This window comes from Streptomyces sp. NPDC047042 (genome assembly GCF_040644035.1).
GTDB lineage: Bacteria > Actinomycetota > Actinomycetes > Streptomycetales > Streptomycetaceae > Streptomyces.
In genome coordinates this window covers 161,492-176,329 of sequence record NZ_JBEYVP010000023.1, presented here as the reverse complement: position 1 = coordinate 176,329, position 14,838 = coordinate 161,492, and the positions used below count along the sequence as shown (strand labels likewise).

Annotated in this window: 14 protein-coding genes; 7 read left to right on the top strand and 7 right to left on the bottom strand. The window is 69.5% G+C overall.

Annotated features, from left to right (window positions below; all coding sequences use genetic code 11):
• Nucleotides 1-24: 24 nt before the first annotated feature.
• A complete protein-coding gene (locus ABZ855_RS26955; RefSeq protein WP_360811030.1) occupies nt 25-2,349 on the bottom strand; it encodes a family 43 glycosylhydrolase in 2,325 nt (774 codons plus the stop codon).
• Between the two features lie 437 nt (nt 2,350-2,786).
• Here ABZ855_RS26955 and ABZ855_RS26950 point away from each other — a divergent pair, with 437 nt between their 5' ends.
• Nucleotides 2,787-4,220: a glycoside hydrolase family 43 protein gene (locus ABZ855_RS26950; protein WP_360811028.1), complete on the top strand. Its 1,434-nt coding sequence runs from the start codon at nt 2,787-2,789 to the stop codon at nt 4,218-4,220.
• A 135-nt stretch (nt 4,221-4,355) separates the two neighbouring features.
• Here the strand turns inward: ABZ855_RS26950 and ABZ855_RS26945 are convergent, their stop codons facing one another.
• The 3 genes from ABZ855_RS26945 to ABZ855_RS26935 form a co-directional block, all read right to left on the bottom strand.
• Entirely contained in the window at nt 4,356-5,648 is a 1,293-nt protein-coding gene (locus tag ABZ855_RS26945) for an alpha/beta hydrolase-fold protein (RefSeq protein ID WP_360811026.1), read from the bottom strand.
• A gap of 127 nt (nt 5,649-5,775) precedes the next feature.
• Nucleotides 5,776-6,729, bottom strand: coding sequence for a hypothetical protein (locus ABZ855_RS26940; protein WP_360811024.1), 954 nt, complete (start codon nt 6,727-6,729; stop codon nt 5,776-5,778).
• Nucleotides 6,726-8,447 carry a serine/threonine-protein kinase gene (locus tag ABZ855_RS26935; protein WP_360811022.1) on the bottom strand — a complete coding sequence of 574 codons (1,722 nt, stop codon included), beginning with the start codon at nt 8,445-8,447 and terminating at the stop codon, nt 6,726-6,728. Before ABZ855_RS26935 ends, ABZ855_RS26940 begins: the two co-directional genes overlap by 4 nt.
• Before the next feature lie 297 nt (nt 8,448-8,744).
• Between ABZ855_RS26935 and ABZ855_RS26930 the strand changes: the two genes are divergently transcribed.
• The 6 genes from ABZ855_RS26930 to ABZ855_RS26905 are packed head-to-tail and all read left to right on the top strand — an operon-like array spanning nt 8,745 to nt 13,124.
• Complete coding sequence (locus ABZ855_RS26930) at nt 8,745-9,218, top strand: SRPBCC family protein (RefSeq protein WP_360811062.1); 474 nt, start codon at nt 8,745-8,747, stop codon at nt 9,216-9,218.
• Nucleotides 9,211-10,887, top strand: coding sequence for an NAD(P)/FAD-dependent oxidoreductase (locus tag ABZ855_RS26925; protein WP_360811020.1), 1,677 nt, complete (start codon nt 9,211-9,213; stop codon nt 10,885-10,887). Before ABZ855_RS26930 ends, ABZ855_RS26925 begins: the two co-directional genes overlap by 8 nt.
• 44 nt (nt 10,888-10,931) lie before the next feature.
• Complete coding sequence (locus ABZ855_RS26920) at nt 10,932-11,384, top strand: hypothetical protein (RefSeq protein WP_360811018.1); 453 nt, start codon at nt 10,932-10,934, stop codon at nt 11,382-11,384.
• A gap of 46 nt (nt 11,385-11,430) precedes the next feature.
• Entirely contained in the window at nt 11,431-12,327 is an 897-nt protein-coding gene (locus ABZ855_RS26915) for an SDR family oxidoreductase (RefSeq protein WP_360811016.1), read from the top strand.
• Nucleotides 12,324-12,590, top strand: coding sequence for a DUF2945 domain-containing protein (locus ABZ855_RS26910; protein WP_360811014.1), 267 nt, complete (start codon nt 12,324-12,326; stop codon nt 12,588-12,590). The genes ABZ855_RS26915 and ABZ855_RS26910 overlap by 4 nt, the downstream gene beginning before the upstream one ends.
• A 33-nt stretch (nt 12,591-12,623) precedes the next feature.
• On the top strand, nt 12,624-13,124 hold the full coding sequence (locus tag ABZ855_RS26905; RefSeq protein WP_360811012.1) for an MSMEG_6728 family protein: 501 nt from the start codon (nt 12,624-12,626) through the stop codon (nt 13,122-13,124).
• 69 nt (nt 13,125-13,193) lie between these two features.
• Here the strand turns inward: ABZ855_RS26905 and ABZ855_RS26900 are convergent, their stop codons facing one another.
• From ABZ855_RS26900 to ABZ855_RS26890, 3 genes are all read right to left on the bottom strand, one after another.
• Nucleotides 13,194-13,316 carry a hypothetical protein gene (locus tag ABZ855_RS26900; RefSeq protein ID WP_319205803.1) on the bottom strand — a complete coding sequence of 41 codons (123 nt, stop codon included), beginning with the start codon at nt 13,314-13,316 and terminating at the stop codon, nt 13,194-13,196.
• 216 nt (nt 13,317-13,532) lie between these two features.
• A complete protein-coding gene (locus ABZ855_RS26895; RefSeq protein WP_360811010.1) occupies nt 13,533-13,826 on the bottom strand; it encodes an AbrB/MazE/SpoVT family DNA-binding domain-containing protein in 294 nt (97 codons plus the stop codon).
• A 182-nt stretch (nt 13,827-14,008) separates the two neighbouring features.
• A complete protein-coding gene (locus tag ABZ855_RS26890) occupies nt 14,009-14,797 on the bottom strand; it encodes a GntR family transcriptional regulator (protein WP_360811008.1) in 789 nt (262 codons plus the stop codon).
• Between the last annotated feature and the right edge of the window lie 41 nt (nt 14,798-14,838).

Below are 14,838 nucleotides of genomic sequence, written 5' to 3'. Positions count from 1 at the left end.
CACCAACATCTACGGCCCCACGGATCAGGCCCAGGGGCTCACCGCGATGAAGGAGCTGTCGGCGCGGAAGCCGGTGGTGTTTTCGTAGGGGTCGACGCGTAGCTCGTAGTTGTAGTGGCGGAGGTAGCGGCCGGGGTAGTTGTACGACTCCAGGCCGACCGAGCCGGTGACCGAGCCCGGCCGGGCGCAGTAGGTGGCGTCCTTGTTGAAGAGCGTGGTGCCGTTGCTCGCGTCGAAGCGGATCCGGAAGTCCTTGTGGCGCAGGTAGCGGCCGGACGTGTCGCGGAACGAGTAGCAGCTTCCGTCGGCCAGGCCCGGGACGACGGTGAAGGTGGCGCTCTGCTTGACCGCCGTGGTGCCGGCGGACGTCACCGGGTCGAGGTAACCGAGGCTGTCCGACCGTACGACGGCGTAGCGGCTGGGGAAGTTGACCGACTGGAGCGAGCGGGTGGTGTTCGTCGGCAGCGACGTTCCGTTGGAGACCGGCTCGACGCTGCTCAGGGTGGGGACGACCTTCTTGATCAGGCCGTTCGAGTCGAACTCCAGCTTGTCGATGGTGGTCTCGCGGTGGGTGCCGTCTCCGCCGGGGACGGCGAAGCGGTGGTAGGCGATGTACCAGTCGTCCGTGCCCGGCACCTGCACCACGGAGTGGTGGCCGGGGCCCTTGATGCCCAGTGAGAGATCCTTCTCCAGGATCACGCTTCGCTTGGTCCAGGGGCCGGTGGGAGACGGGCCGGTGGCGTAGTCGACGCGGTAGTTCTCGTCCCGTGTGTCGTTCTCCGACCACATGAGGTAGTAGGTGCCCTGGCGCTTGATGACGAAGGAGCCCTCGTTGTAGCCGCTCGGGGTGATCTCGGTGACCTTCGAGGAGTCGAAGGAGACCATGTCGTCGTTGAGCGGGACGACGTACGCGTGCCCGTTGCCCCAGTAGAGATACGACTGGCCGTCGTCGTCGGTGAAGACGGCCGGGTCGATCATCTGGCCGGCGTAGGCGCCGCGGGCGACCAGAGGCTTGCCCAGGGGATCGGTGAAGGGGCCGGTGGGCGAGTCGGACACCGCGACGCCGATGTTCGTGTCGGCGGAGTAGTAGAAGTAGTACTTCCCGTTCTTCGCGGTCGCCGTCGGTGCCCAGGCGCGGCTGTCGGCCCAGCTGACGCCGGGACCGAGGTCCAGGATGACGCCGTGGTCGGTCCAGTGGACCAGATCCTTGGAGGAGTACGCCTTGAACTGCGTACCGCTCCAGCCCGCGAAGCCGTCGGTCGTCGGGTAGACGTAGTAGGTGTCGCCGAAGCGGACGATGTTCGGGTCGGCGGTGAGCCCCGGGAGGACCGGGCTGCGCATGATCTGCGCCGCGACCGTCCAGGTGCGCTTCGCGCCGTCGGAGCCTGTCACCTCGTACGTCACCGGCGCGGTCAGGTCGCGCGGGGTGCCGGAGGCCGGACTGACGGACGCTCCCTGCGCGAGGGTGAACTGCGGGGCGAGCGTGGTGAGGTCCGTGCCTTCCTTCACCGGCAGCGTGATCCTGCTGTTGGCGTCGTCGACGATGGCGGCGATCTTCAGCGAGGGATGGGTGGCCTCGGCGACACCTGTGGTGTTCCCGCTGGCTTCGAGGACCTCGCCGGGCGTCAGCGCGCGGTTGTAGACCCTGAAGTCGCGCATCCTGCCCTTGAACAGCTTGTCGCTGCTGAAGAGAGACCTGCCGATGTAGTCGGCCGTGGTGATGCCCGATCCGATGGATCCGGGGGTGGTGGTGACCGACGTGTTGCGGGCCACCTCCACGCCGTCCCGGTAGAGAACGCCCGTGGTACCGGTCTGGGTGTAGGTGACGTGCTTCCACACCGAGCGCGGCAGCGCGGTGGAGGTCCGGGTGTTCTGCTCGGTGGAGTAGCTCCCGGGGGCGGCGGCGGCGCGGAAGGTGTCGCCGGTGGCGAACAGGTAGCCGTTTCCGGCGCCGTTGCTGGTGTTGCCGAAGCCGTAGAGGAAGTACGGAGTGGCCTGGGCGGCGTCGATCCGCACGTCCACCGAGACGGTGATCGCGTTCATGCCGCTCATGATGTTGTCCGGCACCTTGATGTAGGTGTCGGACCCGTTGAACGTGAGCCCTTCGCCGGAACCCGCCCAGCCCGCGGTGCCGTTGACGGTTCCGTTGCGGCCGTTGCCCGAGGCGTCGACCGCGACGGTGCCCGAGGTGGCGTCGAGTTTGTACCAGAGGGCCAGACCGTCGGTGATCTCCGCCGCCCGCGCGGGGGCCGCCGGGCCGGCGACACCGAACAGCAGCGAGACGGCCGACATCGCGGCCAGAGCGCCCGGACGGAATTTCCGGCGGCCCTGAAATCTGACGCTGTGCATGCGTTCACATCCCCTGATAAAGACATGCTTGACGAGGGGCATGAGCCCTCGGCCGAAGTGCCGACGTTGCCACATCCCCTGATAAAGACATGCTTGACGAGGGGCATGAGCCCTCGGCCGAAGTGCCGACGTTGCCGACGTGCCGCCCGGATGACAAGCCCGGATGACAAGCCGGATGACAAGCCGGATGACATCGCGCTGCGTGAGTCTGGATTCGCTCACAAGCCCTCGTCAATAGATCTCGAACGATGTTCGTCATGTCGAACAATTTTTCCGCCGGTCCGCGTACCAGCGAGCCACTCAACGGCTTTCCGACCTCTTGACACTTTCTTAATGATCCCTATAGCGTCTGGCCGAATTTTCCGTCTCTGTTCTAAATCACGAACAAAAAGGCTTTGGGCAATTCGAGGCAACCCGCAGAAAGACAGGGCCCGTACATGCGCAGTCTTCTCTCCAGGATGGCGACGATATTGGTCGCCGCCTGTCTGCTCCTCACCTGCCAGGCGCTGACCGCACCACAGCGGGCAGCCGCCGCAGACCCGGGCTACCTGATGGTGCACTTCACCGGGGAGGGGTCGACCAACCAGCAGATGTACCTCTCGCACAGCACGGACGGCCTGCACTGGAACGACCTCAACGGCTCGGGCATGGTCCTGCGCTCCCCGGTCGGCACGAAGGGCGTGCGTGACCCCGCGATCGTGCGGTCCCCCGACGGCAGCAAGTACTGGATCATCGCGACCGACCTGTGCATCGACTGCGGGCAGACCTGGAGTCAGTCCATCAACAACGGCAGCCGCAGCCTCGTGGTGTGGGAGTCCACCGACCTGGTCACCTGGTCACAGCCGTGGCTGCTCAACGTCGCCGGAGCGATCCCCGACGGCCGCAACGCATGGGCCCCGGAGGCGATCTGGAACCCCGCGACCAACGACTACGTCCTCTACTGGGCGACCAACGTGCCCCTCAACGGCGTGACGAAGCACCGCATCTACTACGCCCGCACCACGGACTTCCGTACGATCACCACGCCCCAGACCTACATCGAGCGTCCCGGCGCCCAGGAGATCATCGACACCCAGATCATCGAGGTCCCCTCCGGCATCGGCAGCTACCGCTACGTACGGGCGTCCGGCGACGGCCAGATCACCCTCGAAGGCAGCAACTCGATCCTCGGGACGTGGACCAGCCTCGGCAACCTGTCCGGCATCGGCCTCACCGGGTCCATGGTCGAGGGCCCGATGTGGATGAAGTTCAACGGCACCGACAAGTGGGCCCTCTACCTCGACCAGTACGCCTCCGGCGGCGGTTACATGCCGGTCCTGACGACCGACCCGTCCAATCCCGCCGCCTACCAGAAGCAGACGTCGGGCAGCTACAACATGGGCGTCGACAAGAAGCGTCACGGCTGGATCCTGAACATGACGGCCGCCGAGGAGAGCCGCGTGCTCGCACGCTGGCCCAACACCCCCGCCAACCGGCTCCAGTCGTACAACTTCCAGGACCGGTACGTACGGCACACCAACTTCGACGTGCGCATCGACCCGAACGTCAGCCCCGCGCAGGACTCCCAGTTCCGCCTGCGGACCGGGCTCGCCGGCTCGGGCACCGTCTCCTTCGAGTCGGTGAACTTCCCCGGCTACTTCCTGCGCCACTCCAACTACGACTTCCAGCTGGCCTACAACGACGGCACCACCCAGTTCGCCGACGACGCCACCTTCCGTCAGGTGGCCGGGCTCGCCGACGCGACCTGGTCCTCGTTCCAGTCGTACAACCACCCCGACCGCTACATCCGCCACTACGCCTACCAACTGCGGCTCGACCCGATCACCAACGCCACGGGACGCAGCGACGCCACCTTCCGCGTGACGAGCTGACCTGCCGCATCGACAGGGACGCCGGGCCCGACTCCGGGCCCGGCTCCAGCACCGGTGCGGCTGGTCATGGTGGACATCCGGAGCGCCCCCAGGGCGAGACCATCCGGCCCCTCCCCTCCTCCCCGTGTGCGGGCTTTACTTCCGCTTCGTGGCAGTGGCCCTCGGCTCCAAACCCTCGGCGCGCAGGTTCTCATGACCGGGCTTCGGGTCGTCGGCGGCCGCCGGCGCCTTCTTCAGGTGGCGGGGCACCGCGTCCTGGGGGAACGTCAGCTGCTGGTTCATCCACTTCAGGGCGGGAGGCATCTCCTGTACCCAGGTCGGGAAGTTGTGGCTGCCGTGCTCGGGCAGGATCGTCACGACCCGCATGGGCGGCTTGACGGCCCTGACGAACGCCTGCGTCTGCGGATAACCGCGCTCGCCGTGCTTGCTCTCGGCCACCAGGACGGACACCTGGGGAGCGGGCAGATGCTTGAGCCGCCACATCAGGTCGTGGCCGTTGATCCGCTCGTCCCGGTCCGGTCCGCTGCCGAAGAGGCTTCCGGTCGTCGGATCGTCCTTGACCTTGTAGTCGGGCGACAGCGCGGCCGCCGTCGTGTACACGTGCGGATCACGCATCGTCAGCTGAAGGGCGCAACTGCCGCCCGAGGAGTAGCCCATGACACCCCAGGCACTGGCGGCATGACCCACCCGGTAGGCGGACTTCAGGGCGTCGGGCAGATCCTTGGCCAGGAAGGTCTCGGTCTGCGGCCCGCCCGGTACGTTCACGCACTCGGTGTCGCGCGGCGGCGCGATCGTCGGCCGGATCATCACCATGACCGTCGGCTGCATCTGACCGCGCCGCTGCAGATCGCCCGCGATCTGCGGCACCCGCAGATGCTGCGCGAGGTTGAAGATGCTGCCCGGGTAGCCGCTGAGGGCGACGATCACCGGGAAGCGCTGCCGTTGGTACGCCTTCTGGAAATATTGCGGCGGCAGATAGACGAACGCCGGGTCGACCACGCCGGTGCGGCGTCCGATGACCTTCACGGACTCCACCCGCCCGTCCACCGAGGCGGGCCCGGTGGGCAGTCCGCTGACCTGGCCCAACTGCTCATTGGTGTCCGGCTGTACCAGCGCCCCCTTCATGGCGGCGCCGCTCATCGTGCCGACGCCTCCGACACCTCCGCCCGCCTGGGTCAGCTCGACGGGGGCCGTCTCGACGCGGCCGAAGAGTTCGTTCCACGATCCGAAGAACTGGTACGACGAGTTCACCCAGCACGCGAACGCCGCGATGATCACCACCTGGGTCGTCCCGATGGCCACCAGCCGCCCCAGCACCTGCCACAGTCCCCGCCGGGCGAACCGTGGCCACGACCAGACCAACAGCGCCACACTCACGGCGGCGACAGCCGTCATCACGTACACAGTCGTTTCGCTGGTCAGACCCATGCCGGTTGATACCCGATTTCCCTGTCTGTGCGTATTCCTTCATCCAGAAGGAGGGAAATTCGGGCCTCCGCGTTCCCCCAGACCGCTCAGCGGGGTCGTCGGCCGGTGGAAGTCACCGCTCAGCGGCTCAGCGGCAGTCGTACGTGAAGTGCGCGGTCACCGTACGCCGGGTGGGTGAGAGGAGGTGCAGTTCGGCCTGTGCCGTGTAGCGGCCCTTGCCCTGGAAGGTCCACAGCAGGTGGAGGTTCGCGTGTTTCTGGCCCCGGGCCATCTCCTCGCGCAGTACGCCCGAGGCGGTGCCGTCGCTTCGGGTCCAGCGGTAGGAGAGGGTGCCCGGCCGGCCGTTCGTGGTGACGCGGGCGGCGATGTCCGCGGTGGTGTCGCAGCCCAGCAGCGTCGGCCGGGCCGTCACCTCCACGGTGCGTGCCGCGATGTCCGGTCCCAGGCGCTGCCAGGCGAGGAACGCGATGACGATGAGCAGGACGAGGGCGGGCAACGCCTGTCTTCGCAGGCGCCTGCGCGGGGGTACGAGGGGTGGCGGCGCCACGTTCAGCGTGCTGTGGGTACGGTTCGCGACGGCCGCCGTCACCCCGGGGCCGAACCGCAGGACGGTGCCCTCGGTACGGTCGGGCAGCGTCGGAGGGGTGAGTGACGCGGGTGCGGTAGCTGGTGTCGGCGGCGGCTTCTCCAGCAGGTTCGCCGAGTTCGTCGTGGGTGGCCCGGCGGGAACGGTCTCCGGCTCGGGCCGCTGGATCCAGTGGCTGGCCAGCACGGTCGCGCTGTACTCGTCGTCGTCGTCGTCCGGACGCGGCTGCGGGGCTTGGAGGGGCTCGGCGTCGGCCGGGCCGAGCACCTTGGTGAACTCGACGTCGGCCAGGTTGAGCACCGTCGTGGAATCGAGGTCGGCCGGGCCGATCACCCCGGTGGAGTCGACGTCAGCCGCCGGGCCGATCACCCGGGTGGAGTCGTCGTCCGCATGCAGCACCCGAGTGAACTCGTCCTCGCCCGTGCGCAGCACCCGGGTGGGCTCGTCGGTCCCGGTAGGGGAACCGGGGATGCGGTCGTCGTCATACGCGGTCATCCGATGGCACACCCTCTGGTCAGAAGCTGCTGCGAGGCGCCGCCGTCTGCGGAGGCCGGAGTGGTGGTGGCCTGCACCGTCCAGTAGCAGCCGTCGCCCTGGAAGGTGTGCTCGACGGTGAGCGTGTACTGCGTGGCGCCGCTGCGTTCGAACGTCTGGGACGGGCCGTCCGACGTGGCGGCGAGCCGCAGCCCGTTGTCGCTCGTGGACCACGACACGGTGACGGAGATCGGACCGGTGCCGTCCGTGGTGATGTCGATCGTGGCCGTGGCGGTCGTCGGACCCGTCTGCCGGAAGCCCGAAATCGCGACGTCCTTGACGCCGGGCGCGGCCGGCCCCGTGGGGGCGCTGGTCGTCGGCGCCGGATCGGTGTCGGTCGCGGTCGGTGTCGGGGCGGGCGTCGTGGTCCCCGGCGGGGGCGGAGCGACGGTGGCGGGCCCGCCGGTGTCGGACGTCGCCGGGGCCGAGGGCGTAAGGCCGGGTGACGCGGAGGACGGCGAGGCCGAGGCCGAGTCCGAGGCCGATGGCGAGGGCGAGGAGCTGGGCGACACGGAGGACGACGGGGACGAGGTGTCGGACGCGGCCGGAGTGGCGAGAAGACCTCCGGACTCCACGCCGGGCTGGGCACTGGTGGTCGCCAGGGCCTGCGCCGCCGCCTCCTGCGGATCCACTCCCTGGGTGTCCGGCATGCCGTAGGACAGGACGACGGCCAGGAGTACGGCCGCGCCCGCCACCAGCATCCCCGGGCGGCCGGGCCGCCACGAACGCGCGCCGCCGAGGCCCGGTTCGCTGCCCAGGACCGTACGGGCGGTGTCCGTGGTGGTCCGCTGCGCGCCGCGTGCCGAGGGCAGCAGCAGCGGCAGCAGGGCGACCAGCGCGGCGAGCCGGCCCCGGCCGCGTTCCTCCCAGTCGGGACCGTAGGCGGCGCCCGCGACCGCCTCCAGTTCGATCACGAACTCCTCGGCCTGGCTGGGCCGTTGCCCCGGCTCCTTGGCCAGACCGCGCCGGACAAGCTCCCGCACCGACTCGGGGACCTCGTCGGCGGGGACGGGCGCGTCGACGTGCTGCAGCGCGAGTTCGGCGAGGTTGTCACCCGGGTACGGCTTGTGGCCCGTGAGGCACTCGAAGAACGTGGCCGTGGCCGCGTACACATCGGCGGCCGGCGAGGCGGGAGCGCCGGTCCACTGCTCCGGGGCCATGTAGGCGGGGGTTCCGGCCACGCCGACGCTGGTGCCGGCGTCCACCGCGATCCCGAAGTCGACCAGCTTGGACGAGCCGTCCGGTGCGACCAGGACGTTCGCCGGCTTGTAGTCGCGGTGGACGACGCCTACGCGGTGCGCGTCGGCCAGGCCGAGCAGCGACCCCTTGAGGATCACCAGGGCGGACTCGGGGTCGAGCGTGCCCCGGCTGGTCAGCAGGGTCCGCAACGAGATGCCGTCCACCAGCTCCATCACGATGGCGGCGCCGTCCGGGCTCTCGACGTACTCGTACAGGTTGGTGACGTACGCGCTCTCCAGCCCGCCGAGGAGCCGCGCCTCCGCCCTGAAGTCGCGTACGAAGCCGGGCCGGGTGCGCAGCGAGTCGCTGAGGTACTTCACCGCGACCGGGACGCCGGTCGCCTCGTGCACGGCGAGGACGACCCGCCCGCTCGCCCCCGCGCCGAGCTCCAGCGAGCCGGTGTATCCGGGTACTTCCCACGTGCTCGTCGCAGAACTCATTCCAGACCCCCAAGGCCTACGCGCCGCACGTACCGCACGTACCGCACGTGCTGCCGGAAACCCACCCGCCCAGGACCACAGAGCATGCACCCAGAGACACGTTTTCAGCCACTGCGGTTGCAGTGGGCACGCGAAATCGGCGTGTGCAGGACGAGTGCACGAGTGCCCGGTGGTTGGCCCACAGGCGACAGGGAACTCGGCGATGGTCTCCGCCATCGGCAACGCGTGAGATTCCTGAACATCCTGAAAATCCTGAAATTCCCGAGACTCGTGAGACTCGTGAGACTGGAGATACCCGTGGCCGTACGTCATCGCCTGATCAAAGCCAGCCCCGCCAGAGTGTGGGAGGTCCTTTCCGACGGCAGCAGGTACGCGGAATGGGTGGTGGGAACGTCGTCCTCGCAGCCGGTGTCCGGCCAGTGGCCGCAGCAGGACTCGGCGATCGGTTACGAGGTGCGGCTGGGCCCCTTCCGGGTCGGCAACGAGACGGTCGTACGCCGCTGCCAGGAGGGATCCGTCCTGGAACTGGAGGCTGCCGCCGGGGTCCTCGGCACGGCCCGTATCGCGATCGAGTTGCGGGAGTGGGGCGAGCACTGTCTGGTTCTCGTCGACGAACATCCCTTGCAGGGGGCCGGGGGCGCTCTGCACAACGTGGGGTTCGAGGCGCTGATACAGCTCCGGCACCGGGCCATGCTCGCGCGACTCGCCCGTTGCTGCGAGGACGGGGCCGGAGACACAGAAGGGGTCGGGGAGGGTCTCGCCCATGCCTGACGCCGTTGACGCCGTTGACGCCGTTGACGCCATTGAGGCCGTTGACGCCGTCGTGATCGGTGCCGGACCCAACGGGCTGGTGGCCGCCAACATCCTGGCGGACGCCGGCTGGAGCGTCGAGGTCCTCGAGGAACAGCCCGAGCCGGGCGGCGCCGTCCGCCACGACCGGGGCGTCGATCCCGACTTCGTCAACGACCTGTTCAGCTCCTTCTACCCGTTGGCCGCCGCGTCCTCGATCCTGGCCGGGTTCCACCTCGAGGAGTACGGGCTGCGCTGGAGCCACGCCCCGGCGGTGCTCGCGCATCCCCTGAGCGACGGCCGGTGCGCCGTACTGGACCGGCGCGTCGACACCACCGCCGCCTCCCTCGACACGTTCGCGCCGGGCGACGGGGATGCCTGGCGGCGACTGTGCGACCTGTGGCAGACCGTGCGGCCCGATGTGCTGGGCGCGCTGTTCACCCCGTTTCCGCCGGTCAGGGCGGCGGCCCGGCTGGGCCGGACCCTGCGAACGGCCGGCGGGCTGCGTACGGCACGGTCCTTGATCCTTCCCGTACGCAGGCTGGGCGAGGAGGAGTTCCGCGGTGAGGGCGGGCGGCTGCTGCTGGCGGGCAACGCCCTGCACGCCGACCTCGCCCCCGAGGCGGCCGGCAGCGGCGGCTTCGGCTGGCTGATGTCGATGCTCGGACAGACGTACGGCTTTCCGGTGCCGGTCGGCGGCTCGGGCGCGCTGACCGACGCGCTGATCCGGCGGCTGCGCGCGCGTGGAGGGCGGGTGCGCTGCGGGGAGCGGGTGGAGACCGTCGTCGTACGCGGTGGGCGGGCCGTCGGGGTGCGAACCGCAGGCGGGGAGGCGGTGCCCGTGCGCAGGGCGGTGCTCGCCGATGTCGCCGTACCGGTCCTCTACCGCGAGCTCGTCGGCCCCGAACACCTGCCCGCACAGCTACTGGACGACCTGCGGCGCTTCCAGTGGGACTTCGCCACCTTCAAGGTCGACTGGGCACTCGACGGTCCCGTGCCCTGGCAGGCCGAGGGGGCCGACCGGGCCGGGACCGTCCACCTCGCCGACGGCATGGACGAGCTGACCCGGTTCGCCGCGCAGATCGCCATGCACGAGGTGCCCGACCGTCCCTTCGCCCTGTTCGGCCAGATGACCACGGCAGACGCCTCCCGCTCCCCGCGCGGCACGGAATCGGCCTGGGCCTACACCCACATCCCGCACGACATCCGCCGGGACGCGGGCGAGGAGGGCATCGACGGCACCTGGGACAAGACGGACCAGGAACGCATGGCGGACCGCGTCGAACGGCAGGTCGAACGGTTCGCCCCCGGCTTCCGCAGCCGTGTCCGCGCCCGGCGCGTCCTGGCCCCGCCCACCCTCGAGGCACTCGACGCCAACCTCCCCGGCGGCGCCATCAACGGCGGCACGACCGCCCTCCACCAGCAGCTCTTCTTCCGCCCGGTGCCCGGCACGGGCCGCCCGGAGACCCCCGTCGCGGGCCTCTTCCTGGCCTCCGCCGGAGCCCATCCCGGAGGAGGCGTACACGGAGCGCCCGGCGCCAACGCAGCCCGCGCGGCCCTGCGCGCCCACCGCGTACCGGGCCTGATCCGCACCCACGCCCAACGCCTCCTGACCCGGCGCGACCGCACGGGCCGCAGGGTCTCCGACTGACAACCACCGAACTCACCGATACACCGATACATCGAGGGAGTGGCATGAGTGACCACCAGGACGGTCCCGACCGCCGCCACCGGCGACCGGACGGCGTCGACGACACCACCCTCGAGGCCCTCGGCGCCCTGTCGAAGGCACTGGAGACCACCGAGCGGGCCCGCGGCCACCTCTACGGCTTCCACCAGCTGACCGGCGGAGCCGACCTGGAACTCGACCGGGCGGTACGTCTGCTGCGCGAGGCCGGGCATAACGGCTGGGCCGAGAAGGTCGAGGCGGAGATCCTGGGCCGCAACGTCATCCCCGGCCACTGGACGTTCCAGATCGTCGAGGCCTACAACGCCACCTACTACCGCCCGTTCCAGGAGCTGGAGCACAACCTGGTGAGCGAACTCGCCGACGGCCGGGGCCATTTGTACGAAGCGGAGATGAAGGAGAACCGCCGTACGCCCGGTCACCGCGACCACACGGCCCGCCCGCCGGACGCCGAGGAGTGAGAGCCGGCCCGTCCTGCCGGCCGGTACGAGAAGGGAAGGCCCACCCGTGCGAAGCAGCAGCCCGCTGAAGGACCGGACGGTCGTGGTGACCGGCGCCGCGCGCGGTCTGGGGGCGGCACTGGCGCACGAAATCGCCGCGCGAGGGGCCAGGTTGGCGCTGCTCGGGCACGAGGGGTCCCCGCTGGAGGAGCTGGCCGCGCGCCTGCCGACACCCGCCCTGGCAATAGAGGTCGACGTGACCGACGTACGGGCACTGGAGCGGGCGGCGGCCGAGGTACGCGCCCGTCTCGGTCGGCCCTCGGCCGTGATCGCCAACGCGGGCGTCGCGGCAGGCGGCCCCTTCGACGCCACCGACCCGGCCGACTGGCGTCGGGTGGTCGAGGTGAACCTCGTAGGCAGCGCGCAGACGGCACGGACCTTCCTCCCGGACCTGTACGCAACGCAGGGCTACTACCTACAGATAGCCTCCTTGGCCGCACTCGGTTCCGCGCCCCTGATGAGCGCGTACTGCGCCTCCAAGGCCGGCGCGGAGGCCTTCGCACACGCGCTGCGCGCCGAGGTCGCCCACCGCGGCGTCGGGGTGGGCATCGCCTACCTCAACTGGATCGACACCGACATGGTGCGTGACGCCGACCAGCACGCCGTACTGCGCGAACTGCGCGCCCTCATGCCGGCGCCGGCGCGGCGGGTCTCCAGCGCGGAAACGGTCGCAGACCGGCTCGTACACGGCCTGGAACACCGCCGTACGGCCGTGTACGCCCCACCGTGGCTACGACTCCTGCAGCCGGTACGCGCGGCGCTACCCCCGCTGATCCTGCGCCGATCCCGCCGCGCGCTACCGCGCCTGACGGCCCACGAACCCCTGACCCCGACAGGCCTGCTCGGCGCGGGAGGCGCGGCGGACCGCGCGGCGATGAAACCCCAGAAAGGACCGGAACCATGACCACAAAAAGGCCACACCGGAACGAAGGACGGGACAGAACCCGGGACGAGCAGTACGGCAAGGGCGACAAGGTGACCTGGAAGAGCCACGGATCCACCGCCGAGGGCAAGGTCGAACGCAAGATCACCAAGCGTACGAAGGCCGCCGGCCGCGAGGTGGACGCCTCCCCCGAGGACCCGCAGTACGAGGTCCGCAGCGCGAAGTCGGGCAAGACGGCCGTCCACAAGCCCTCAGCCCTACACCGACACCGACGCCAACGCTGACCGACCGACCGACCGGCCGACCGGCCGACGACCATGCAGACATTCCTGGCAGATCCCGATTTCCGACGCTCCGCCCTGCTCCTGGACCGCCGCCGCCTGGGCAAACAGCGGGTCGAGGCCCTCCAGGTCCTGCGGGGACTGACGGTGCCGGGCTACGGCTGGCGCAGGCATCCCGCCGTACGCATGTGGAGCGGCTACGAGGAGGCACTGGTGAGGTACGGCCTGGAGATCTGCCGGGTGTGGTGCGAACAGGGCCACGAGGACAGCTGCGCCGCGTCACTGCTCGCCGGCCTGGCGGAACACCGTCCGAACACCTCGCCTGTCCGCGACCAGCCGGCCCTGGCGGCGGCCGGGGAGCTACCGCCGTGGCTGGGCGACGAGGCGTTCCACCGCAGCCACCAGTCGGCACTGGTCCGCAAGGACCCGGCCACGTACGGGCCCTGTTTCCCGGGCGTACCGGACGACTTGCCTTACGTGTGGCCACGCTCGGACCGGGAACCGACGGACGGGGGAGATTCTCCGACCCTGACATGACATGACATGACAGCGGGAGAACGCCGAGAGCGGCCCACCCTGTCCAACAGGTGGACCGCTCTCGGTTGCTCAGGCGGGACCGGGATCGAAGATCTCGTGCCCACCGACCCGGCGCCAGATGACGTGCGGTTCACCTTCGCGGAGTTCATCTCCGTACTGCCAGGTGGCGCGCCCGTCAGGTGCCCAGGTCATTTCCATGATGGGACGCTCGCCGTCAGGGAGCCTGACTCCCAGGACCGGCTTGACCCGGAGGCCGGGTCGAAACTGCCCAGTCGCAACATCCGGTACGAACTTCTTCCGGACGGTGTCCTCGAACCGCTTGCGCTCCTGCGGGAGAAGCTTTCGAAAGTCGCGGTCGAAACGGGCAGTCGTAGTGAAAGTGGGCAATAGGGCCTCCGGCGGTCGGGGTCAGCTCTCCTTGCCGAGGTGCGCGAACATGCCGTCCACGTCCTCGTGGCGGGTCGTGCGCCCAGCCGCGATGTCCTCACTGGCCTCGCGCTCACCGACCTGCCACCGCTCCGCCCAGAACCACGCCTGGTCGGTGCGGATCTTCCTCAGTCCGTGAACCTCGACGACGCCGGCATCGTTGATCTCGAACTCGAGCTCGTCACCTGGGGAGACCCCCAGCGCCTCACGCACGCCTGCGGGCAGCGTCAGCTGCCCCTTGTCGCGCACGGTGGCCTGGAACGTAGCCACAGCCATGGATGACCTCCCAGTCTCACCTTCCATGTCTCTTCTACTACGCAGACTACCCAGGATTTAGCGAAATCACGACTCTCCCACTTTCCAACTTTCGCACAGTCTACCGGTGCGATCTGCTCCCCAGGGGTGGCACGGGGCCACGGGTCCACGCGGCGAGGTGCCCTCGAGGCCTGCCCCTGCGCTCAGGTCGCCGGGAGCTGGTACGACAGCACGTAGGCATCGGCCGCCATGACGGTGTCGCAGACCTCCACGGCCCGCCCCTCGGTGTCGTACGCGGTCCGGAGCAGGTGGATGACGGGCACGCCGGGGGCAAGCCGCAGCATCTTCACCTCCGTGGGCGCGGGCATCCGGGCCCGGATCTCCTCCTCGAAGTGATCGAGCCGGTGGCCGAGTTCCTCAAGTCGGGCGTAGATGCCGCCCGGTCCGGGATTGGGCTCGGCAATTGCGGTACCGCGTGCGATGTCGAGCGGGAGATAGGAAGCGGCGAACTCGACCGGCTTGCCGTCGAGGAGATACCGGCGCCGCCGGGCGAGCACCCGCCGTACCGAGCCGAGGCGAGTGGAGATGTCCTGGCTGGCCTTCTCCTCCTTGACCTCAAGACTGTCGACCTGGGGGTGACTGCCGGCCGCGTCGGCCTCGACGATGAACGCGGACTTCCCCTGCTCTCTGTGCCGCCGGGCGAACCGGTCGGAGGCAAGCCGCCGCACGGGCGGCCGGGGCCGCACGAACACGCCCTTGCCGTGTTCGGCGTGCACGAGCCCCTCCCCCTGGAGGACGGAGAAAGAGTTGCGGACAGTCATCCGGGAAACCCCGTAGTACTCAACAAGCTCGGCCTCGGACGGCAGCTTGGCCCCTTCCCCGAACCGCCCACGATCGATGGCCTCGCGCAGCTGGTCGGCGATCTGCCGGAAGACCGCACGATCGCTCGTGGGATCGAGATCACCGAGCAGCCCGGAAGGGAGCGAGGCCACGATTACTCCTTTAGATATCTAGACGAGTGGGCGAGTGCAGT

What these genes read in the sequence shown, in the direction of transcription:
- ABZ855_RS26900 (WP_319205803.1), bottom strand. Translation starts at nt 13,316, where the DNA reads ATGACCTGGGCACCTGACGGGCGCGCCACCTGGCAGTACGGAGATGAA.
- ABZ855_RS26925 (WP_360811020.1), top strand. Translation starts at nt 9,211, where the DNA reads ATGCCTGACGCCGTTGACGCCGTTGACGCCGTTGACGCCATTGAGGCC.
- ABZ855_RS26950 (WP_360811028.1), top strand. Translation starts at nt 2,787, where the DNA reads ATGCGCAGTCTTCTCTCCAGGATGGCGACGATATTGGTCGCCGCCTGT.
- ABZ855_RS26955 (WP_360811030.1), bottom strand. Translation starts at nt 2,349, where the DNA reads ATGCACAGCGTCAGATTTCAGGGCCGCCGGAAATTCCGTCCGGGCGCT.
- ABZ855_RS26940 (WP_360811024.1), bottom strand. Translation starts at nt 6,729, where the DNA reads ATGACCGCGTATGACGACGACCGCATCCCCGGTTCCCCTACCGGGACC.
- ABZ855_RS26935 (WP_360811022.1), bottom strand. Translation starts at nt 8,447, where the DNA reads ATGAGTTCTGCGACGAGCACGTGGGAAGTACCCGGATACACCGGCTCG.
- ABZ855_RS26910 (WP_360811014.1), top strand. Translation starts at nt 12,324, where the DNA reads ATGACCACAAAAAGGCCACACCGGAACGAAGGACGGGACAGAACCCGG.
- ABZ855_RS26920 (WP_360811018.1), top strand. Translation starts at nt 10,932, where the DNA reads ATGAGTGACCACCAGGACGGTCCCGACCGCCGCCACCGGCGACCGGAC.
- ABZ855_RS26895 (WP_360811010.1), bottom strand. Translation starts at nt 13,826, where the DNA reads ATGGCTGTGGCTACGTTCCAGGCCACCGTGCGCGACAAGGGGCAGCTG.
- ABZ855_RS26905 (WP_360811012.1), top strand. Translation starts at nt 12,624, where the DNA reads ATGCAGACATTCCTGGCAGATCCCGATTTCCGACGCTCCGCCCTGCTC.
- ABZ855_RS26945 (WP_360811026.1), bottom strand. Translation starts at nt 5,648, where the DNA reads ATGGGTCTGACCAGCGAAACGACTGTGTACGTGATGACGGCTGTCGCC.